The following is a 21,255-nucleotide window of genomic DNA, read 5'->3' as shown; positions in this document are numbered from 1 at the left end:
ACGCCCGGTTACATTCCGAACCCGGAAGCTAAGCCTCACAGCGCCGATGGTACTGCAGGGGGGACCCTGTGGGAGAGTAGGACACCGCCGAACTAAACGTAAGGGAGCGGGTCCCGGATCTTCGGATCAGGGACCCGCTCCTTTTTTGTTTGCGTCACTTGCTGTTCACGTTGTGCCGCCAACATCCGCGTCATGGGGACAGTTGCGATGTTGCGTGCCGCGGGTGTCGGAGCCGGTGACGAGGTCGTCGTACCGGCCTTCGGGAACGCGGAAGTTGCCGAGGCTGTGACACTTGCTGGTGCGGTACCCGTGTTCGCGGACATAGACCCGGCGACGTACTGCATCGACGCCGACTCCGTGGCCACCGTGCTGAGTTCACGCACCGCGGCCGTTGTCGCCGTGCACCGCTTCGGCCGGCCGGCCGACATGGCCGGTCTGCGGCAACTCGGTGAGCGGCATGGGCTCCTGGTCCTGGAGCAGGGGGACGAGGACAGTTCCCTGGAGGCGGCCCCGTACGACGAAGTGGGCGAGCGGCGTGCTCATGCCGCCCACCTCGACGCGCGGCTCAAGGGCGTCATGACGCCGGCGCGCGGTGAAGGGCACACCTACGAGCAGTACGTGGTGCGCGTGCCCGGGAACGGGCGGCCGGACCGGGACGCGTTCGCGCGAGCCGTACGGGCCAGGGGAGTTGACTGCCGCGTACCCGTGAAGACCCCCGTGCACCGGACACCCGAGTTCCGTCGGAGTGTGGTGCTGCGGGAGACCGAGCGGGCCGCCGACGAGACGTTGGCGCTGCCCGTAGGGGCGTCGCTGACGCGCAGGGAGCGGCAGCGGGTCGTGTCCGCGTGCAACGCGCTGGGAGGGCTTGTCCAGCCCGCCGGAGCGCTCTGGTTGGCCGCCTCGCTCTGAGCCCGTCGCGTCCTACGCACGGCACGCGGGCTGTTCGAAGCACTCTGTTGTTCGGGGTATGATCTACTCCGTTGCCGCGCGGGAATCCGCGTAGCGCAACAGGCCCCTATAGCTCAGTCGGTAGAGCGTCTCCATGGTAAGGAGAAGGTCAACGGTTCGATTCCGTTTGGGGGCTCCACATGAAAATGGCCTCCGCCCTTGTGGGCGGGGGCCATTGTCGTGTCCGGGCGCGGGTCAGTCCTTCTGGAGGCCCGGTACGCGCATCGCCAGGATGGCCATGTCGTCGGAGGGCGCGGCGCTCGCGAACCGTTCCACCGCGCGCATCACGCGCGCGGCGACCGCGCCCGCGGTCAGGCCGGTCGACGTCTTGAGGAGTTCCGCGAGACCGTCGTCGCCGAGCATGCGGCTGCCCTCGCGGCGTTCCGTGACACCGTCGGTGACGCACAGCAGGACGTCGCCCGGGTCGAGCGTCACGGTCTGCTCGTACAGCTCCAGGTCGTCCATGACGCCCAGGAGCGGCTGGGGTTCGGCCGCCGGCTCGACCGTGCCGTCCTGGCGCAGGCGCAGCGGGAGCGGATGGCCCGCGCAGACCACCTTCAGGACCGCGCTGCCGTCCTCCTGGGGCCACAACTCGCCGTACAGGAGCGTCAGGAAGCGGCTGCGGGCTCCCTCGTCGAGGATCGCCGCGTTGAGCCGCTCCAGGACGGCGGGGCCGCCGAAGCCCTCGCGCGCGAGGAGGCGCAGCGCGTGCCGGGCGAGACCGGTTACCGCAGCCGCCTCAGGGCCCGTACCGCAGACGTCGCCGATCGCGAAGCCGTAGACGCCGTCGCGGATCGGGAACAGGTCGTAGAAGTCGCCGCCGACCTCATTGCCCTCGCCGGCCGCGCGGTAGATGACCTCGACCTCGACGCCGGGCACCTCGGGGCGCTCCGGGGGCAGGAGGCTGCGCTGGAGGGACTGGCTGATCGCCGTGCGCTCCGAGTACAGGCGGGCGTTGTCGAGGGCGAGAGCGGCCCTGCGGGACATGTCCTCGGCGAGTTCGAGGATCTCCTGCCGGAAGTGCTCTTCGGCGGGCTTGCCGAGGGTGAGCATGCCGATCACGCGATTGCGGGCCACCAGCGGCAGAACGACCGTTTCGCCACCGACCGCCGATGCCGTGCCGTGCGCGGCGCCCACGCCCGAGCGGACGCTGTGCGGCTCCCCGAGGCCGTCCAGGCTGCGCCGGGACGTGCGCAGGGCGTCCTGGTGGGCCGCCTGCGCGGGAGCGTGCCACACACGCGCTCCGGGCGTCGGTACGGGGTCGGGAGGGGCGATCTTCGACAGGAGCGCCTTGAGGTCGTCGATGCGTTCCTCGTCCTCGTGCAGGACGTACGAGAGGTACGGGTCGGACGCCTGGTCGGCGATCGTGTAGACGGCGCACCAGGTGGCCAGGGTCGGTACGGTCATCTGGGCCATGAGGGCGAGTGTCTGATCGCGGTCCAGGGTGCCGGCGAGGAGGTCGGACGCCTCGACGAGGAAGCTGAGGGAGCCGCGGCGCAGGCGCTCCAACTCGCCGAGCCGGGCGGACTCGACGGCAAGGGCGATGCGGTCGGCGGCGAACTGGAGGCGCAGGGCCTCCTCGTTCGAGTACCGGTCAGGGGATTCCGCCGCGACACCGAGCGAACCGGTGAGGCGGCCCTCGACCTTGAGCGGGACGGTGACGACCGAGCGCATTCCGGTGCCGCCCAGAAGGGGTACGGCGCCGGGGACGACGGTGAGGTCCTCGTGGACGGCGGGCATCCGGGCGGAGCCGTACCGTCCGGGGCCGTTTTCGACGGGTACGCGCGCGAAGCGCTGCCGTGCGGAGGGCAGGCCGGTGGAGGCGCGGACCTCCAACTCGGTCTCGTCGTCGGTCGCGAGGAGGAGGAACGCGGCGTCCCCGTCGAGCATGTCGCGGGCGCGTTCCACGGTGCGTTGCAGCAGGCCGTCGAGGTCGTCGGGCGCGGGGGAGCCGATGAAGACCTCGAACGGGTCGGAGTGCCCGGACTCGGAGATCGTCGCCGTGTCGGACGCGGGGCCGCGCAGGGGGGTCTGGAGGACGGCGCGTTCGTCGTCGCGCACCAGAAGGCAGACCGTGGAGGGCTCGCCGTCCTTGTCGCGGACGCGCAGATGCGAGGCGTAGACCGGGGTGACGCGTCCGTCGGCGCCACGGATGCCGTAACTGCCCTCCCAGCGCGAGAGTTGGAGGGCGTCGGCGATGCCGGTGCTGGTGCCGGGGGTGTGCGGCCAGGCGGCCAGGTCGGTGAGGGGTTTGCCGATGACCTGCTCGGCGCTGTAGCCGAAGAGGTCCTCGGCGTCCTCGTTCCAGGACGACAGGGTGCCGGCGCGGTCGATCTGGACGACGGCGACCCGGATGCGGCCGTCGGTGGTGAGGGGCAGGAGGTCGACCGGGAGCGCCGGGCCGGCGGAGCGGGTGCCGACGGCGCGTTCCGGAAGGTCGAGCTGGAACCAGACCTGCTTGTGCGTGGGCGTGTACTCGACGCCCCAGTGGCCGGCGAGCGCCGCGCAGAGTTGCAGGCCGCGGCCCCCCTCGCGGTCGGGGCTGCCCATGTCCACGGGGGAGTGCTGGAGTGGGATCTCACGTTCCGGATAGCGGTCGGCGACCTCGATGCGGACGCCGTCGTCGGCGCGCAGGCACAGGACGTCGGCGGCGGTTCCCGCGTGCACCACGGCATTGGTCACCAGTTCGCTGGTGAGGACCACGGCGTCGTCGATGACGTCGCCGAAGCCCCAGCCCTGGAGGGTGTCGCGGACGAAGGAGCGTGCGGTCGCGACGGAGCGTCCGACGGGTTCGAAGGTGGCAGCCGCGCGCGCGGTGATCACAGATCTCCTCGTCCGGGTGTCGACGTGCGGAGTTCCCCGGTCGCCTCGCTGGTGCGGCGGCCGGGGTTCCGGGTGCTGGCCCCCGTGCAGTTGCAGTCCGGTGGTCATGCTTCGGCCGCCCCTCCGATGCCCGCTCGTACTCTTGCCACCACCCCGGCCGGGCGGACCGGGGTGGGTGGACAGCCGCATGCAAGGTTACTTACCTTCGCCGTCCATGCGGATGCCGCCCGCCACTGATTCCGCCCGGAGGGTGTGCGGACGGTGTGCGAAGCTGCCGAACTGTTATGGCCTGGTTCTGCCATGGTGAAACACTGGGCAGGCTTCATGAGACAGCCCAATGCACGAGGTCGACCCTTGCGGGAGGGACACGGTGGAGTCTGGCGCAGCGACGCGGGGCACAAGCACGCGCGCGAAAGGCGGACAGTCCCTGAAGAAACCGCGTAACGCGGATCAAGGGACGACAACGGTGGACACAGCGTCACTCAACAGGCTGCTGGCGGCGCTGGTGGCCATGCGGGACGGGAACTTCCGCAAGCGGCTCACGGTCTCCGGCGACGGCGTGATGGCGGAGATCGCGGCGGTGTTCAACGAGGTCGCGGACCGTAATCTGCATCTCACCGGCGAGTTGTCGCGGGTGCGGCGGATGGTCGGACGTGAGGGAAAACTCACGGAGCGGCTGGAGGCGGGCGCCTGTGAGGGTTCGTGGGCGGCGGCGATCAATGCCTCCAACTCCCTCGTGGACGACCTCGCACGGCCCGTCTCCGAGGTCGGACGGGTGCTGTCGGCGGTCGCCGAGGGTGACCTGGAGCAGCGGATGGAGCTGCGGGGGCAGGCGCCGGACGGCAGCGGGCATCCGCTGCGGGGCGAGTTCCTGAAGGTCGGGCGGACCGTCAACAACCTGGTGGACCAGTTGTCCACGTTCACCGACGAGGTCACGCGCGTGGCCAGTGAGGTGGGCACCGAGGGCAAGCTGGGCGGTCAGGCCCGGGTGCGCGGAATGTCCGGTTCCTGGAAGGATCTGACCGATTCCGTCAACACGATGGCGTACCGGCTGACGGCGCAGGTACGTGACATCGCTCTCGTGACGACCGCGGTCGCCAAGGGTGACTTGTCCAGGAAAGTCACGGTTCATGTCGCCGGCGAGATGCTGGAGCTGAAGAACACCGTCAACACGATGGTGGACCAGCTCTCGTCGTTCTCGTCCGAGGTGACCCGCGTCGCGCGCGAGGTGGGCACCGAAGGGGAACTGGGCGGCCAGGCCCAGGTGCCGGGCGTCGCGGGCGTGTGGAAGGACCTCACCGACTCCGTCAACCTCATGGCGGGCAACCTCACGGCCCAGGTGCGCGGTATCGCGCAGGTCACGACGGCCGTCGCGAGCGGTGATCTCTCGCAGAAGGTCACCGTCAGCGCGCGCGGGGAGGTCGCGCAACTCGCCGAGACGATCAACCAGATGACCGAGACGCTGCGCACCTTCGCGGACGAGGTCACACGCGTGGCGAACGAGGTCGGCGGGGAGGGCCGGCTCGGTGGCCAGGCGAACGTGCCGGGTGCGGCGGGCACCTGGAAGGACCTCACCGACTCGGTGAACACGGTCTTCCGCAACCTCACCACGCAGGTGCGGGACATCGCGGCGGTGACGACGGCGGTCGCGAACGGAGACCTGTCGCAGAAGGTCACCGTCGATGTCGCGGGCGAGATGCTCGAACTCAAGAACACCGTCAACACCATGGTCGACCAGCTGTCCGCGTTCGGCGCCGAAGTGACCCGCGTCGCGCGCGAGGTCGGTGTCGAGGGCGAACTCGGCGGTCAGGCACAGGTACCGGGCGCCGCGGGCACCTGGAAGGACCTCACGGACTCCGTCAACACGGCGTTCCGCAACCTCACGGGCCAGGTGCGCAACATCGCGCAGGTGACGACGGCGGTCGCCAACGGCGATCTGTCGCAGAAGGTCACCGTCGACGTCTCCGGCGAGATGCTGCAACTGAAGAACACCGTGAACACCATGGTGGATCAGCTCTCCAGCTTCGCCGACCAGGTCACACGCATGGCCCGCGACGTGGGCACCGAGGGCCGGCTCGGCGGCCAGGCGCGCGTGGACGGCGTCAGCGGCACGTGGAAGGAGCTGACGGACTCCGTCAACTTCATGGCGGGGAACCTGACGTCCCAGGTGCGGCAGATCGCCCAGGTGACGACCGCCGTCGCGCGCGGTGACCTCTCCCAGAAGATCGACGTGGACGCGCGCGGGGAGATCCTGGAGCTGAAGAACACCATCAACACGATGGTCGATCAGCTCTCCGCCTTCGCCGACCAAGTGACCCGTGTCGCACGCGAGGTGGGCACAGAAGGCCGTCTGGGCGGCCAGGCGCAGGTGCCGGGCGTCGCGGGCGTGTGGCGGGACCTCACGGACTCCGTGAACGGCATGGCGGGCAACCTCACCGCTCAGGTCCGAAACATCGCCCAGGTCGCCACCGCCGTCGCGCGCGGCGACCTGTCGCAGACCATCGACGTGGACGCGCGCGGGGAGATCCTGGAGCTGAAGAACACCCTCAACACGATGGTGGACCAACTCTCGAACTTCGCCGAGCAGGTCACGCGCGTCGCGCGCGAGGTGGGCACCGAGGGCATCCTCGGCGGCCAGGCCGAGGTGCAGGGCGTGTCCGGGACCTGGAAGGACCTCACCCAGTCCGTCAACTTCATGGCGAACAACCTCACCATCCAGGTCCGCAGCATCGCCGAGGTGACCACGGGCGTCGCCCGGGGCGATCTGTCCAAGAAGATCACGGTCGATGCGCGGGGCGAGATCCTGGAACTCGTCACCACCGTCAACACGATGGTCGACCAGTTGTCCAACTTCGCCGAGCAGGTGACCCGCGTCGCGCGAGAGGTGGGTACCGAGGGCAATCTCGGCGGCCAGGCGCGCGTACCGGGCGTCACGGGCATCTGGAAGGACCTCAGCGACAACGTCAACCTGATGGCCAACAACCTGACCAGCCAAGTGCGGAACATCTCCCAGGTGTCCGCGGCCGTCGCCAACGGCGACCTCACCAAGAAGGTCACCGTCGAGGCACGCGGCGAGGTCGCGCAGCTCGCCGACACCGTCAACACGATGGTGACCACCCTGTCGTCCTTCGCCGACGAGGTGACCCGTGTCGCGCGTGAGGTGGGCACGGACGGCATCCTGGGCGGCCAGGCGCGCGTGCCGGGTGTCTCCGGGACCTGGAAGGACCTCACCGAGTCCGTGAACTCGATGGCGTCCAACCTGACCGGACAGGTCCGCAACATCGCCATGGTCACCACCGCCATCGCCAAGGGCGACCTGACCAAGAAGATCGACATCGACGCGCGCGGGGAGATCCTCGAACTCAAGACGACCATCAACACGATGGTCGACCAGCTGTCATCGTTCGCCGAACAGGTCACACGCGTGGCGCGCGAGGTGGGTACGGAAGGCCAACTCGGCGGCCAGGCGCGCGTACGCGATGTCGACGGCACCTGGCGCGACCTGACCGAGTCGGTGAACGAGATGGCCGGCAACCTGACTCGTCAGGTGCGCGCCATCGCCGCGGTGGCCACCGCGGTGACCCGCGGCGACCTGAACCTGAAGATCGACGTGGACGCCGCGGGCGAGATCCAGGTCCTCCAGGACAACATCAACACGATGATCGCGAACCTCCGCGACACCACCATCGCCAACAAGGAACAGGACTGGCTGAAGGGCAACCTGGCCCGTATCTCCGGTCTGATGCAGGGCCGCCGCGACCTCGACGACGTGGCCGGGCTGATCATGAGCGAGCTGACGCCGGTGGTCTCCGCGCAGCACGGCGCGTTCTTCCTGGCGATGCCCACGGACGACGGACAGGACATCGGCGCCGCGCACGACGACGCCTACGAACTGCGGATGCTGGGCTCCTACGGATACTCCATGGGGTCCATGCCGACGTCGTTCCGGCCCGGAGAGACGCTGATCGGGACGGCCGCGGAGGAGCGGCGGACGATCCTGGTGGAGAATGTGCCGCCCGGCTATCTGAAGATCGCCTCGGGGCTCGGTGAGGCGCCTCCCGGGCATGTGATCGTGCTGCCGGTGCTCTTCGAGGGGACGGTGCTCGGCGTGATCGAGCTGGCGTCGTTCCAGCAGTTCACGCACATCCAGAAGGACTTCCTCAACCAGATCGCCGAGATGATCGCGACGAGCGTCAACACGATCAGCGTCAACACCAAGACGGAAGTACTCCTCAAGCAGTCCCAGGAGCTGACCGAGCAACTGCGGGAGCGTTCCGCGGAGTTGGAGAACCGGCAGAAGGCGCTCCAGGAGTCCAACGCGGAGCTGGAGGACAAGGCCGAACTCCTCGCCCAGCAGAACCGCGACATCGAGGTCAAGAACACCGAGATCGAAGAGGCCCGGCAGGTCCTCGAAGAGCGCGCCGAACAGCTGGCCGTGTCGATGCGCTACAAGTCCGAGTTCCTCGCCAACATGTCGCACGAGCTGCGCACCCCGCTCAACTCGCTGCTGATCCTGGCGAAGCTGCTCGCCGACAACGCCGACACGAACCTGACGCCCAAGCAGGTCGAGTTCGCCGAGACGATCCACGGCGCGGGCTCCGACCTGCTCCAGCTGATCAACGACATCCTCGATCTGTCGAAGGTCGAGGCCGGCAAGATGGACGTCTCGCCGACACGGATCGCCCTGGTCCAGCTCGTCGACTACGTGGAGGCCACCTTCCGGCCGCTCACCGCCGAGAAGGGCCTCGACTTCTCCGTACGGGTGTCGCCCGAACTGCCCGCGACGCTGCACACCGACGAGCAGCGGCTGCTCCAGGTGCTGCGCAACCTGCTGTCCAACGCCGTCAAGTTCACCGACTCCGGCGCGGTCGAGCTGGTGATCAGGACGGCCGGCGCCGATGTGCCGGTCGCCATCCGTGAGCAGCTCCTGGAGGCGGGTTCGCTGCGGGACGCGGACGCCGACCTGATCGCGTTCTCGGTCACCGACACCGGCATCGGGATCGCCTCCGGCAAGATGCGGGTGATCTTCGAGGCGTTCAAGCAGGCCGACGGCACGACCAGCCGCAAGTACGGCGGTACGGGTCTGGGGTTGTCGATCAGCCGGGAGATCGCGCGGCTGCTCGGCGGAGAGATCCACGCGGCCAGCGAACCGGGCCGTGGCTCCACGTTCACGCTGTATCTGCCGCTGCACCCCAGCGAACTGCCGCCGCAGGGCTACCCGCAGTTGTCGCCCGCTCAGGCACCCGGCGACCGCGGCCTGTCCGACGGCGCCATGCCCGAGGCCGGGCACCGGCTCGAAGCGGAGATGCCGCCCGAGGTGAAGTCGTACCAGGACGCCCAGAACGGCCCGGCCGCGCTCTTCCGGCGCCGCCGCAGGGCCGAGTCGTCCGCGGCCGAGCAGCGTCCCGCGCTGCCCAGGACGCCCGGTCGGGCACTCGGCCGGATGTCCGACCGCACGACGGAGCGTGACGACGCGTGGGCGGGCCACAGCAACGGCCAGGAGCCGGCCGCACCCGCAGCGCCCCGGCGCGTCTACGGGTTCGGCGGCGAGAAGGTCCTGATCGTCGACGACGACATCCGCAATGTGTTCGCGCTCACCAGCGTCCTGGAACAGCACGGCCTGTCGGTGCTGTACGCCGAGAACGGCCGCGAGGGCATCGAGGTCCTGGAGCAGCACGACGACGTCACGCTCGTCCTGATGGACATCATGATGCCCGAGATGGACGGGTACGCGACGACGACCGCGATCCGCAGGATGCCCCAGTTCGCCGGGCTGCCGATCATCGCGCTGACGGCGAAGGCGATGAAGGGCGACCGCGAGAAGGCGATCGAATCGGGAGCCTCCGATTATGTGACCAAGCCGGTCGACCCCGATCATCTTCTCTCGGTGATGGGGCAGTGGATGCACGCGGAGTAGGGCGAAGTGAGCGCCGAATGAGGGGCGAATGAGCGGGGAATGTGCTCAGGACGCGCAGGTGCCGACGACCGGTCCCGGAGACCGTGTAGAACCGGGGTATCCGGGGAACCTTCTGGTCTCGCGCCGCGTTTCCGGTATGTGCACAGTGACATCACGGTGACAGGGTGTGGCGACGGGCGGGGTGCGGCTACGATGACCGGCACAAGGACGGACGGCGTAAGGGAGTCGTCCCCTGGGGCGGCACCCGGTGCACTGCCGGGATGAGGAGGGCGGGCCATGGTGCAGAAGGCCAAGATCCTCCTGGTCGATGACCGGCCGGAGAATCTGCTGGCGCTGGAGGCCATCCTCTCCGCGCTCGATCAGACACTGGTGCGGGCATCGTCGGGGGAGGAAGCGCTCAAAGCGCTGCTCACGGACGACTTCGCGGTCATTCTGTTGGACGTTCAGATGCCGGGCATGGACGGCTTCGAGACCGCCGCGCACATCAAGCGGCGTGAGCGGACCCGGGACATCCCGATCATCTTCCTCACCGCCATCAACCACGGCCCGCACCACACCTTCCGGGGATACGCGGCCGGTGCCGTGGACTACATCTCCAAGCCGTTCGACCCGTGGGTCCTGCGCGCGAAGGTCTCCGTCTTCGTCGAGCTGTACATGAAGAACTGTCAACTGCGGGAGCAGGCGGCGCTGCTGCGGCTCCAGCTCGAAGGCGGCGGCAAGAGCGAGGTCGGCGACGCCAAGGAGCCCGTCGGACTGCTCGCCGAACTCTCCGCGCGGCTCGCCGCCGTCGAGGAGCAGGCCGAGGCGCTGTCGAAGCAGCTCGACGACTCCGCCGACGCGGCGGCCGTCGCCACCGCGGCCCATCTCGAACGCAAACTGACGGGCCTGCGCAGGGCGCTTGACGCCCTGGAACCGGGCACCGGAACCGGCGCGCCCACCGTCCCGTCGCAGAACTGACCCGCGCCGCCGACGACCGGACCGCCCGCCACGGCAGCCAACGGCCCCTGACCGGCAGCCGATCCGGGTTGAGGAAGCGTCAGTTCCACGCCACAGCAGCAGCGACACGAACGGGTGAAGCAGTGGGCACACGTGTCCGCTGTGGTCTCCACCGGTAACCTCACACCCATGGCCTCACGTCAGCCCGCAGCCAAGAAGTCGCCCGCGAAGAAGGCACCCGCGCCGGCGAAGGCTCCGGCGAAGAAGGCCGCGGCCAAGAAAGCGCCCGCCAAGAAAGCCCCGGCCAAGAAGGCGGCGGCGAAGAAACCGGCACCCAAGCCGGCACCCAACCCCACCGGGGGCGTGTACCGGCTCGTACGCGCCGTCTGGCTCGGCTCGGCACACACCGTAGGGGCGATGTTCCGCGGCATAGGGCGCGGCGCCAAGGGCCTCGACCCGGCGCACCGCAAGGACGGTCTCGCGCTGCTCCTGCTCGGTGTCGCGCTGATCGTCGCCGCCGGTACCTGGTCGAATCTCCGCGGCCCCGTGGGCGACCTCGTCGAGATGCTGGTGACCGGTGCCTTCGGCCGTCTCGACCTGCTCGTGCCGATACTGCTCGCCGTCGTCGCCGCCCGCCTCATCCGCCACCCCGAGAAGCCCGACGCCAACGGACGCATCGTCATCGGCCTCTCGGCGCTCGTCATCGGCGTGCTCGGCCAGGTCCACATCGCGTGCGGCGCACCCGCCCGCAGCGACGGCATGCAGGCCATAAGGGACGCCGGCGGCCTCCTCGGCTGGGGCACCGCGACACCGCTGACGTACACCATGGGTGACGTCCTCGCCGTGCCGCTGCTCGTGCTGCTCACCGTCTTCGGACTGCTCGTCGTCACCGCCACCCCCGTCAACGCCATCCCGCAACGGCTGCGCCTGCTCGGCGTCAAGCTGGGCGTCGTCCATCCCGAACCCGCCGAAGGTGTCGCGGACGACGACGAGCGGTACGACGAGCAGTGGCGCGAGACGCTGCCCGACCGCAGCCGCAGGCGCGCCTCCGTGCCCGGCGCGTACGACTCCGCGCACTCCGCCGCCCAGGCCGAGGAAGAGGCCCTCTCCAAGCGCCGCAGGCCCCGCCGCACCCCCGTGCAGCCCGTCCTCGACCGGCCGATGGACGCGGTCGACGTGGCCGCCGCCGCAGCCGCCGCCCTCGACGGAGCCGTCCTGCACGGCATGCCGCCTTCGCCGCTGGTCGCCGACCTCACCCAGGGCGTCACCGTCGAACGGGAACCCGAGCCGAGCCCCGCCGTTCCCCCCGCGCGCGTGAAGGAGTCCCTGCGCGAGGACGCCCCCGTCACGCCCGCCAAGGGAGCCCTCAAAAAGGCCACCCCCGCGCGCGATGACGACGAGGCGTCGCCCGACCGTGCGGCCGTTCCGGACCTCACCAAGGCCGCGCCCGACGCCCCCCGGGACCTCCCCCCGCGCGCGGAGCAGCTCCAACTCGCCGGGGACATCACCTACGCGCTGCCCTCGCTCGACCTCCTGGAGCGTGGCGGACCCGGCAAGTCGCGCAGCGCGGCGAACGACGCCGTCGTGGCGTCCCTCACGACCGTGTTCTCGCAGTTCAAGGTCGACGCCGCCGTCACCGGCTTCACCCGCGGGCCGACGGTCACGCGGTACGAGGTCGAACTGGGCCCCGCCGTGAAGGTCGAACGCATCACGGCGCTCACCAAGAACATCGCCTATGCCGTCGCCAGCCCCGACGTCCGCATCATCAGCCCCATCCCCGGCAAGTCCGCCGTCGGCATCGAGATCCCCAACACCGACCGCGAGATGGTCAACCTGGGCGATGTGCTGCGTCTGGCCGCGGCGGCCGAGGACGACCACCCGATGCTCGTCGCGCTCGGCAAGGACGTCGAGGGCGGCTATGTGATGGCCAACATGGCGAAGATGCCGCACGTCCTGGTCGCCGGCGCCACCGGCTCCGGCAAGTCGTCCTGCATCAACTGCCTGATCACCTCCGTCATGATGCGGGCGACCCCTGACGACGTCCGGATGGTCCTAGTCGACCCCAAGCGCGTCGAGCTGACGGCCTATGAGGGCATCCCGCACCTCATCACGCCGATCATCACCAATCCCAAGCGCGCCGCCGAGGCCCTGCAGTGGGTCGTACGCGAGATGGACCTGCGCTACGACGACCTCGCCGCCTTCGGCTACCGGCACATCGACGACTTCAACCAGGCTGTCCGCAACGGCAAGGCGAAGGCGCCCGAAGGCAGTGAACGCGACCTTCAGCCGTATCCGTATCTGCTGGTCATCGTCGATGAGCTGGCCGACCTGATGATGGTCGCGCCGCGTGACGTGGAGGACTCGATCGTCCGGATCACGCAGCTCGCGCGCGCGGCGGGCATCCACCTCGTCCTCGCGACCCAGCGCCCGTCCGTCGACGTCGTCACCGGCCTCATCAAGGCGAACGTGCCCTCACGCCTCGCCTTCGCCACCTCCTCGCTCGCCGACAGCCGCGTCATCCTCGACCAGCCAGGCGCCGAGAAACTCATCGGCAAGGGCGACGGCCTGTTCCTGCCCATGGGCGCGAACAAGCCGACCCGTATGCAGGGCGCCTTTGTCACCGAGGAGGAGGTCGCCGTCGTCGTCCAGCACTGCAAGGACCAGATGACGCCCGTCTTCCGGGACGACGTCGTCGTCGGCACCAAGCGGAAGAAGGAGATCGACGAGGACATCGGCGACGACCTCGACCTGCTGTGCCAGGCGGCCGAACTCGTGGTGTCCACCCAATTCGGGTCCACATCGATGCTCCAGCGCAAGCTCCGCGTCGGCTTCGCCAAGGCGGGCCGCCTCATGGACCTCATGGAATCCCGGAACATCGTCGGACCCAGCGAGGGCTCCAAGGCGCGCGACGTCCTCGTGAAGGCCGACGAAATCGATGGAGTGCTCGCCGTGATCCGCGGGGAGGCTCAACCGTAGGAAACGGGACCCGTCGTTCCGCATCCGCGGCTCCGTTTCCGCGCCGGAGGACGCCTCCGCGTTCCAGGACCTCCCGAACGGGCTCACTCGTACGGGCAGCGAAGGCAACCGTTTCCCTTCGGCGTACGTCAAGTTGAGGGAAGGGGCAGTGCTGTGTCCGTCACCGGTTCGCCGACATCCCGTCCCTGTCTCACCATCGGGATGCCTGGCCATACCGATGGCGTACAAAGTCCCACCGCCCGGTTGCCCCACCCTTTCTTACCCCCCCTAGACTGAACCTCCAGCAGGTGGCTACACGCTCGAAAGGCACCCTCGTGTCCATCGGCAACTCCCCTGAAGACGACCGCCCGTCGACCCACGACGAGCGGCCCTCGACAGAAGACGACCGTCCCGCAGCCGAAGCCGACCGTCCCGTCGAGGACGCCCGTCCCGCCGAGGACGAATACTTTTCCATCGGCCGCGCCCTCCAGACGGCACGCATCGACGCGGGCCTGACCGTGGACGAGGTCAGCGCCGCCACCCGGGTGCGCATCCCGATCGTGCACGCGATCGAGCAGGACGACTTCACGCGCTGCGGCGGTGACGTCTACGCGCGCGGGCACATCAGGACCATCGCCCGCGCGGTGGACATCGATCCGGCGCCGCTGCTCGAACGGTTCGGAGCCGAGCACGGCGGACGGCCCTCGCCGAGCGCTGCCGTACCTCTGTTCGAGGCCGGGCGGATCCGGTCCGAGCCGCGCCGCCCCAACTGGACCGCGGCCATGGTCGCCGCGATCGTCGCCGTGATCGGGTTCGTCGGGTTCACCGCCTTCAACGGTGACGACAGCGAGGACACCGCCAACACGCAGGTCGCCGAAGGCTCCACATCCGCCACCGGCAAGCCCGCGCCGAAGCCCTCGAAGAACAAGCCCACCGCCCCCAAGCCGAACCCGTCCGAGAGCGCCATCGCCGCGGCTCCCCTCGACAAGGTCACCGTCATGGTGACCGCGGACGACGGCCGCAGCTGGATCTCCGCCAAGGACCACAACGGCCGCACCCTGTTCGACGGCTTCCTCAACCAGGGCGAGTCGAAGACCTTCCAGGACAACCAGAAGATCGACCTCGTCCTCGGTGACGCCGGTGCCATAAAGCTGTTCGTCAACGGCAAGGCCATCGACGACGACTTCCAGCCCGGCCAGGTCGAGCGCCTCTCGTACACCAAGGGTGACCCCGAGGTCGGCTGAACCCGCAGGTACGACGGGCGTGCGGCCCGACCCGACGGACCGCACGGCAGCCCGGCGACGGCTGCCCCCGCCAAGATCGGGAACCTCGTAGCAAGGGCTGTCAGTCGGACGAAGTAGTCTGAGCCCATGCCCGAACGCCGCACTGTCGCCCTAGTCACTCTTGGCTGCGCCCGTAATGAGGTGGACTCGGAGGAGCTGGCGGGCCGCTTGGAGGCGGACGGCTGGCAGCTCGTCGAGACCGCCGAGGAAGCCGACGTAGCCGTCGTCAACACGTGCGGTTTCGTGGAGGCCGCCAAGAAGGACTCCGTCGACGCCCTCCTGGAGGCCAACGACCTCAAGGGGCACGGCAGAACCCAGGCCGTCGTCGCGGTGGGCTGCATGGCCGAGCGGTACGGCAAGGAACTCGCCGAGGCCCTCCCCGAGGCGGACGGCGTCCTGGGCTTCGACGACTACGCGGACATCTCCGACCGCCTCCAGACCATCCTGAGCGGCGGCGTCCACGCCTCGCACACCCCGCGCGACCGCCGCAAGCTGCTGCCCGTGAGCCCCGCCCAGCGGCAGGAGGCGGGCTCCGGCGTCGCCCTCCCCGGGCACGCGCCCGTGGCCGCCCCGGTGGACCTGCCCGACGGGCTCGCCCCCGCCTCCGGACCCCGCGCGCCTCTGCGCCGCCGCCTCGGCACCTCACCCGTCGCGTCCGTGAAGCTGGCCTCCGGCTGCGACCGGCGCTGCTCCTTCTGTGCCATCCCGTCCTTCCGCGGCTCCTTCATCTCGCGCCGCCCGTCGGACGTCCTCGGCGAGACGCGCTGGCTGGCCGAGCAGGGCGTCAAGGAGGTCATGCTGGTCTCCGAGAACAACACGTCGTACGGCAAGGACCTCGGCGACATCCGCCTCCTGGAGACCCTGCTGACCGAACTCGCCGCCGTCGACGGCATCGAGCGCGTGCGCGTCAGCTACCTCCAGCCCGCCGAGATGCGGCCAGGGCTCATCGACGTCCTCACCTCCACCGAGAAGGTCGCCCCCTACTTCGACCTCTCCTTCCAGCACTCCGCGCCCGGGGTGCTGCGCGCGATGCGCCGCTTCGGGGACACCGACCGGTTCCTCGACCTGCTCGACCAGATCCGCGGCAAGGCACCCCAGGCCGGGGTGCGGTCCAACTTCATCGTCGGCTTCCCCGGCGAGACGGATGCCGACCTCGCCGAGCTGGAGCGCTTCCTCACGGGCGCGCGCCTCGACGCCATCGGCGTGTTCGGGTACTCCGACGAGGAGGGCACCGAAGCCGCCACGTACGACAAGAAGCTCCCTCAGGACGTCGTCGACGAGCGCCTCGCGCGCGTGTCGCGGCTCGCCGAGGAGCTGACCGCGCAGCGGGCCGACGAGCGGCTCGGCGAGACCCTGGAGGTCCTGGTCGAGTCCGTCCCCGGGCCGGACGGCTCCGGCGACCCCTACGCGTACGAGGACGAGCCCGCCGTCGGGCGCGCCGCGCACCAGGCACCGGAGACGGACGGGCAGGTGCAGTTCACGAGCGGCGAGGGCCTGAGCGTGGGCCGTATGGTCGTGGCAAAGGTGGTGGGCACCGAAGGCGTCGATCTGGTGGCTGAAGTCATCGAGAGCGGCGCGTGTTCCGAGGAGGCGGCCAGATGACCGGAGTCCCGGCATCCGCGGCGGGCGGTTCCGGCAGGCCGGCGCCCGGCGGCAAGCTGGGCGCTGCGGCCGTCAACCAGGCCAGCCTCTGGAACATCGCGAACATCCTCACCATGGTCCGGCTGCTCCTCGTGCCGGGCTTCGTGGCCCTGATGCTGGCCGACGGCGGATACGACCCGGCGTGGCGCTCACTGGCCTGGGCCGCCTTTGCCATCGCCATGATCACCGACCTGTTCGACGGACATCTCGCCCGTACGTACAACCTGGTCACCGACTTCGGGAAGATCGCCGACCCCATCGCCGACAAGGCGATCATGGGCGCCGCGCTGATCTGTCTCTCCTCGCTCGGGGACCTGCCCTGGTGGGTGACCGGCGTGATCCTGGGCCGGGAACTCGGGATCACTCTGCTGCGTTTCCTCGTCATCAGGTTCGGGGTCATTCCCGCCAGCCGCGGCGGCAAGATGAAGACGCTCGCGCAGGGCACGGCCGTCGGGATGTACGTCCTGGCGCTGACCGGGCCGCTGGCGACCCTCCGGTTCTGGATGATGGCCGTCGCCGTGGTGCTGACGGTGGTCACCGGGCTCGACTATGTGAGGCAGGCAGTGGTGCTGCGGAGGCAGGGGCTGGCGGAGCGGGCGGCTGCAAAGGCGGAGGCGGAGGGGGCTGCGGTGGACACGGCGGGTGTGGGTGCCGGTGCCGGGGTCGCGGTGGTCGCCGAGGGTGTGGCGGGGGTGTCGGGTACGTCCGGCGGGGCTGGTTCCGGGGTTGGTGCTGAAGAAGGCGGCGCTTCCGAGGCGCGGGGGGCGCACGGGGGCGCGAAGGGGGCGCAGACGCCCGAGCGTGCTGCTGTCGCCGAGACCGGCGGGACCGCCGGAGTCGCCGGGGCGCGGGAATCCGCGCGCGGCGAGGAGTCCGAGCGGTGACAGCGGAGGCCGCCGAGGCACTGCGACTGCTGCGCGCGAGGAGCGAGACACTCGCCGTCGCCGAGTCGCTGACCGGCGGCCTGGTCGCGGCCGACATCACCGCGACACCGGGGGCGTCCTACGCCTTCCGGGGCTCCGTCACCGCGTACGCGACCGAGCTGAAGCAGCGCCTCCTGGGGGTCGACGGCACCCTGCTGGCCCAGTCCGGAGCCGTGAACCCCGAGGTCGCGCTGCAAATGGCCGGGGGCGTGCGCACGGCGCTCGGCGCGGACTGGGGGATAGCCACCACGGGCGTTGCGGGCCCCGAAACCCAGGATGGCCAGCCCGTCGGCACGGTGTACGTGGCCGTGCGCGGACCCCGCGACAGCGGGAAAGTGGCCTCGCTGCGGTTGAACGGCGACCGGGCGGACATTCGTAGGGAGAGTGCACAAAGCGTGCTCGCCCTGCTCCTGGAGCGGCTTTCCGGCGAACACCCTGGGAATGAGCGGACACAGGATACGGAACAGAACGGGGGGAATTGATGTTTGCAGCCCTGAGTGAACACGACATCGCTCCCCGCACGGCCGCCGCGCAAGGCGGTACGGTGGGGCGTGAAGGATGCGGCTACACGGTCCGAGGAGGGAGCCACCGATGATTCTGCTCCGTCGCCTGCTGGGTGACGTGCTGCGTCGGCAGCGCCAGCGCCAGGGCCGTACTCTGCGCGAAGTCTCCTCGTCCGCCCGAGTCTCGCTCGGCTATCTCTCCGAGGTGGAGCGGGGGCAGAAGGAGGCTTCCTCCGAGCTGCTCTCCGCGATCTGCGACGCGCTTGACGTACGGATGTCCGAGCTCATGCATGAGGTGAGCGACGAGCTTGCCCTCGCCGAGCTGGCCGAGTCTGCGGCAGCCGAGCCGGTCCCCGCGCCGGTACGCCCGATGCTCAATTCCGTATCGGTGGCCGGTGTGCCACCGGAACGGGTCACGATCAAGGCCCCATCGGAGGCGGTCGACGTAGTCGCCGCCTGATTCGCTTGGGATGCCCCGGCCGGGGCGGCTCCGTGGGAGACCACGGGGGCGCTGTGGTCGGGGTTTTCGCATGTCCGGAGGCTTTCTCGCGTCTTCGGATGATTTGGCGTCGAGTGACCCGTTTCGGGCGGTTGTGCCATGGTTGACGGGGGAGTCGATTCAGGCAAAACCCGATCAAGAAAACCCGATCAAGGAAGCCGGAGGATTCGGATGTACGTCGTGAAGAGCCCGTTGTCCGACGCGGACCTGAAGACCGTGGCCGACGCCCTCCAGGGCGCGCTCGTGGACCTGGTGGACCTCTCCCTGGTCGCCAAGCAGATCCACTGGAACGTGGTCGGCCCCCGCTTCCGCTCGGTCCACCTTCAGCTCGACGAGGTCGTCGACACCGCCCGGAAGCACTCCGACACCGTCGCGGAGCGGGCCTCCACGCTCGGTGTCTCCCCGGATGGACGTGCCGGCACTGTCGCGCGTACCAGCGGCATCGGTGCCGTACCGGAGAGCTGGGTCAAGGACGCCGACGCCGTGGGCACCCTCGTCGGCGCGCTCGCCGCGGTGATCACCCGCATGCGTGAACGGGTCGAGGCGACCGCCGAGCCCGACCCCGTCAGCCAGGACATCTTCATCGGCATCACCGCCGACTTGGAGAAGCATCACTGGATGTTCCAAGCCGAGAACGGCTGACGCCCTCTCCGGGCCGGATTCATGACAGGGCGAATAGCGTGGCGGGCCACCGCGGTGGCCGTGGGCGCAATGTGGTGGTGGGCCGTGCTGCGCCTCGCCCTGGCGCCTGACGCGGGCGTCCTGGAGGGCATGGTGGCCGCCGGCGGTTGGGGGCTGAGCCTGTTGCCGGTGCATTGCGTGCCCAAGCCGCAGTCGAAGTCGAAGTGGCGGCGGAGGGCGGGGTCGGGACAAGGGGCGGGATCGGATGCTCCGGATGTTCCGGCGGTGGGGTCGGTGGGGCTGGGGTTCGCGGGTGCCGGGGACGATGGCGGGGCCCCGTACGGCGAGGATGCGGCTCGTGCGGCTGGTGGGCCCGGCGGGTCCTGTAGGACCGGTGAGGCCGGTGGGGCTGCCGTGTACGGCACTGATACGCGACCTGCGGTGGATGCGGCCGGCGGGGTCTCGTCGCGTCTGGGGCGGGTCACCAGGGCATGGCGACGCCGCCGTTCGGACGGAGGATCTGACCCGTCGTGAAGGCGGAGGCGTCGGACGCCAGATACAGCACGGCGTGCGCGATGTCCTCCGGTTCGCCGACCCGGCCCAGAGGTGTCCTGCGGATCATCGCGGCCTCGCTGTGCGCCTGCGCCGCCGCGTCGTGCCGGTCGGTCATCGGCGTACGGATCCAGCCCGGCGCGACCGCGTTCACCCGGATGCCCTGCGGCCCGATCTCCGTCGCCAGGGTCTTGGTGAGTTGGACGACGGCGGCTTTCGCGGCGCTGTAGCAGAGCAGACCGGGGCCTCCGGTGTCGATGGCGCCCGAGGCCATGGTGACGATGCTGCCGGGCACGCCGTTCGCGATCATCGAGTGGGCGGCCTCCTGGCATGCGTACAGGACGCCCTTGAAGTTGACGTTCAGAACGCGGTCCAGGTCCTCGTCCCGGGTCTCCAGGACCGTACTGCTGTGCATGATGCCCGCGACCGCCGCCATGACGTCGAGCCGGCCGCACCCCTCGACGGCCTCCTTGAGGCGCGCGCGGTCGGTCACGTCGAGCGGGTGGAGGTGGGCGGTTCCGCCGTCGCCCTTGATGACGGTGGCGGTCTCGTGCAGTCCCTGGGCGTCGCGGTCCGCGCAGTGCACGGTGGCACCGGCACGGGCGAGCAGCGCGGCACTGGCGCGCCCGATGCCGCTCGCGGCTCCGGTGACGAAGGCGGTGCGTCCGGTGAGGTCGTACGCGTCGACGGGCATGCAGCGACCGTACGGGCAGATCTGACGGTCCGTCAATTGGTCGTAAGTGAGAGGTATGGAAGGGGATCGAGGGGGATGTCGAGGGGGGTACGGAGTTTCAGATCCGAGTCAGATCCGTGTCAGATCCGTCCTCGGAACGGGGTCGCGCGGCGGCCCGGCGCCGGGCCGGACTGACAGGTGGGGCACCAGTACGTGGGGCGTTCGCGGGAACCGTCGCCCTGGTCGGCCTGTCGGACGGGTGTTCCGCAGCGCAGACAGGGGCGCGGGGCGCGGCCGTAGACGAAGTGGTTCTGGTCGCGGACGCCTGTCGTGGAACGCGCCGGCCGGTCCCGGTTCGCTTCCAGCAGCTTCTTCGCGAGGCCCGGGATTCGGGCGGCGGTGTCGGCGGGCAGCTCTCCGATGGGCAGCCAGGGGGTCGCGCGGAGCAGGAAGCACAGTTCGGACTTGTAGACATTGCCGATTCCGGCGAGGTTGCGCTGGTCGAGCAGGGCTTCGCCGAGGGGACGGGCGGGGTCCGTGAGGAGGTTCGTCAGGGCTTTGTCGGGGTCCCAGTCCGGGCCGAGGAGGTCGGGGCCGAGATGTCCGACGGCCCGCTGTTCGTCGGCGGTACGGAGGAGTTCGAGTACGGGGAGTCGGTAGCCGACGGCCGTGTGGTCGGCGGTGCCCAGGATCGCGCGGATCTGGTGGGTGGGGCCGCCGCGCCAGGGTTCCCCGGGGGCGTAGATCTTCCAGGAGCCGTCCATCCGCAGATGGGAATGCAGGGTCAGGCCGCCCTCGATCCGGGTGAGCAGGTGTTTGCCGCGCGGGGTGACGTCCAGGACCGTACGGCCGGTGAGGTCGGCCGTGGCGAACTTGGGGACGCGCAGGTCGGAGCGGGTGAGGACGTGCCCCGCCAGGGCGCGGTGCAGACGCCCTGCGGCCTGCGAGACGGTGTCTCCTTCGGGCATGGGTACAGGGTTG

13 protein-coding genes, 1 tRNA gene and 1 rRNA gene are annotated in these 21,255 nt (G+C 69.8%); 12 read left to right on the top strand and 3 right to left on the bottom strand.

Translation table 11 applies throughout. The features are described 5' to 3' along the window. From rrf to ACFVT5_RS20375, 3 genes are all read left to right on the top strand, one after another. A 5S ribosomal RNA gene (gene rrf, locus ACFVT5_RS20385) occupies positions 1-93 on the top strand; the annotation flags it as partial. Positions 94-207: 114 nt separating this feature from the next. Further along, positions 208-909 carry a DegT/DnrJ/EryC1/StrS family aminotransferase gene (locus ACFVT5_RS20380; protein WP_389889464.1) on the top strand — a complete coding sequence of 234 codons (702 nt, stop codon included), beginning with the start codon at positions 208-210 and terminating at the stop codon, positions 907-909. A 102-nt stretch (positions 910-1,011) separates the two neighbouring features. Further along, positions 1,012-1,087 (top strand) — tRNA-Thr (locus ACFVT5_RS20375). A gap of 56 nt (positions 1,088-1,143) precedes the next feature. On the opposite strand, the gene ACFVT5_RS20370 is transcribed toward ACFVT5_RS20375, so the two are convergent. Beyond that, positions 1,144-3,879, bottom strand: a complete 2,736-nt coding sequence (locus tag ACFVT5_RS20370) for a SpoIIE family protein phosphatase (RefSeq protein ID WP_389889416.1) — start codon at positions 3,877-3,879, stop codon at positions 1,144-1,146. 262 nt (positions 3,880-4,141) lie between these two features. On the opposite strand from ACFVT5_RS20370, the gene ACFVT5_RS20365 reads away from it, so the two are divergent. The 9 genes from ACFVT5_RS20365 to ACFVT5_RS20325 all read left to right on the top strand — a co-directional run bounded on the left by ACFVT5_RS20365 (position 4,142) and on the right by ACFVT5_RS20325 (position 19,070). Next, the gene (locus ACFVT5_RS20365) at positions 4,142-9,688 is read left to right on the top strand and encodes a HAMP domain-containing protein (RefSeq protein ID WP_389889413.1); all 5,547 of its coding nucleotides are present in this window, start codon (positions 4,142-4,144) and stop codon (positions 9,686-9,688) included. Positions 9,689-9,964: 276 nt separating this feature from the next. Further along, positions 9,965-10,645, top strand: a complete 681-nt coding sequence (locus tag ACFVT5_RS20360; RefSeq protein ID WP_389889410.1) for a two-component system response regulator — start codon at positions 9,965-9,967, stop codon at positions 10,643-10,645. A 168-nt stretch (positions 10,646-10,813) separates the two neighbouring features. Next, positions 10,814-13,600 carry a DNA translocase FtsK gene (locus tag ACFVT5_RS20355; RefSeq protein WP_389889407.1) on the top strand — a complete coding sequence of 929 codons (2,787 nt, stop codon included), beginning with the start codon at positions 10,814-10,816 and terminating at the stop codon, positions 13,598-13,600. 314 nt (positions 13,601-13,914) lie between these two features. Further along, positions 13,915-14,823 carry a helix-turn-helix domain-containing protein gene (locus ACFVT5_RS20350; RefSeq protein WP_389889461.1) on the top strand — a complete coding sequence of 303 codons (909 nt, stop codon included), beginning with the start codon at positions 13,915-13,917 and terminating at the stop codon, positions 14,821-14,823. 126 nt (positions 14,824-14,949) lie between these two features. Next, positions 14,950-16,464: a 30S ribosomal protein S12 methylthiotransferase RimO gene (gene rimO, locus ACFVT5_RS20345; RefSeq protein ID WP_389889404.1), complete on the top strand. Its 1,515-nt coding sequence runs from the start codon at positions 14,950-14,952 to the stop codon at positions 16,462-16,464. After that, positions 16,461-17,387, top strand: coding sequence for a CDP-diacylglycerol--glycerol-3-phosphate 3-phosphatidyltransferase (gene pgsA, locus ACFVT5_RS20340; RefSeq protein ID WP_389889401.1), 927 nt, complete (start codon positions 16,461-16,463; stop codon positions 17,385-17,387). The genes rimO and pgsA overlap by 4 nt, the downstream gene beginning before the upstream one ends. Next, positions 17,384-17,908 carry a CinA family protein gene (locus ACFVT5_RS20335; protein ID WP_389889398.1) on the top strand — a complete coding sequence of 175 codons (525 nt, stop codon included), beginning with the start codon at positions 17,384-17,386 and terminating at the stop codon, positions 17,906-17,908. The genes pgsA and ACFVT5_RS20335 overlap by 4 nt, the downstream gene beginning before the upstream one ends. Positions 17,909-18,017: 109 nt before the next feature. Next, positions 18,018-18,389 (top strand): helix-turn-helix domain-containing protein, encoded by a 372-nt coding sequence (locus ACFVT5_RS20330; protein ID WP_389889395.1) that lies wholly within the window; start codon positions 18,018-18,020, stop codon positions 18,387-18,389. A gap of 210 nt (positions 18,390-18,599) precedes the next feature. Beyond that, positions 18,600-19,070 (top strand): Dps family protein, encoded by a 471-nt coding sequence (locus ACFVT5_RS20325; protein WP_389889393.1) that lies wholly within the window; start codon positions 18,600-18,602, stop codon positions 19,068-19,070. 460 nt (positions 19,071-19,530) lie between these two features. Here the strand turns inward: ACFVT5_RS20325 and ACFVT5_RS20320 are convergent, their stop codons facing one another. Together ACFVT5_RS20320 and ACFVT5_RS20315 are read right to left on the bottom strand one after the other, a co-directional pair. Then, positions 19,531-20,295, bottom strand: a complete 765-nt coding sequence (locus ACFVT5_RS20320; protein WP_389889390.1) for an SDR family NAD(P)-dependent oxidoreductase — start codon at positions 20,293-20,295, stop codon at positions 19,531-19,533. 119 nt (positions 20,296-20,414) lie between these two features. Then, positions 20,415-21,242, bottom strand: a complete 828-nt coding sequence (locus tag ACFVT5_RS20315) for an Fpg/Nei family DNA glycosylase (RefSeq protein ID WP_389889387.1) — start codon at positions 21,240-21,242, stop codon at positions 20,415-20,417. Positions 21,243-21,255 lie beyond the last annotated feature (13 nt).

The organism is Streptomyces sp. NPDC058001 (genome assembly GCF_042886315.1).
Taxonomy (GTDB): Bacteria; Actinomycetota; Actinomycetes; order Streptomycetales; family Streptomycetaceae; genus Streptomyces.
Note: the sequence above shows the minus strand (reverse complement) of the source record. Positions and strands in the feature narration are given on the sequence as shown.

Coding starts and splice junctions, on each gene's coding strand:
- ACFVT5_RS20380 (WP_389889464.1), top strand. CDS start 208: ATGTTGCGTGCCGCGGGTGTCGGAGCCGGTGACGAGGTCGTCGTACCG.
- ACFVT5_RS20370 (WP_389889416.1), bottom strand. CDS start 3,879: ATGACCACCGGACTGCAACTGCACGGGGGCCAGCACCCGGAACCCCGG.
- ACFVT5_RS20360 (WP_389889410.1), top strand. CDS start 9,965: ATGGTGCAGAAGGCCAAGATCCTCCTGGTCGATGACCGGCCGGAGAAT.
- ACFVT5_RS20355 (WP_389889407.1), top strand. CDS start 10,814: ATGGCCTCACGTCAGCCCGCAGCCAAGAAGTCGCCCGCGAAGAAGGCA.
- rimO (WP_389889404.1), top strand. CDS start 14,950: ATGCCCGAACGCCGCACTGTCGCCCTAGTCACTCTTGGCTGCGCCCGT.
- pgsA (WP_389889401.1), top strand. CDS start 16,461: ATGACCGGAGTCCCGGCATCCGCGGCGGGCGGTTCCGGCAGGCCGGCG.
- ACFVT5_RS20330 (WP_389889395.1), top strand. CDS start 18,018: ATGATTCTGCTCCGTCGCCTGCTGGGTGACGTGCTGCGTCGGCAGCGC.
- ACFVT5_RS20325 (WP_389889393.1), top strand. CDS start 18,600: ATGTACGTCGTGAAGAGCCCGTTGTCCGACGCGGACCTGAAGACCGTG.
- ACFVT5_RS20320 (WP_389889390.1), bottom strand. CDS start 20,295: ATGCCCGTCGACGCGTACGACCTCACCGGACGCACCGCCTTCGTCACC.
- ACFVT5_RS20315 (WP_389889387.1), bottom strand. CDS start 21,242: ATGCCCGAAGGAGACACCGTCTCGCAGGCCGCAGGGCGTCTGCACCGC.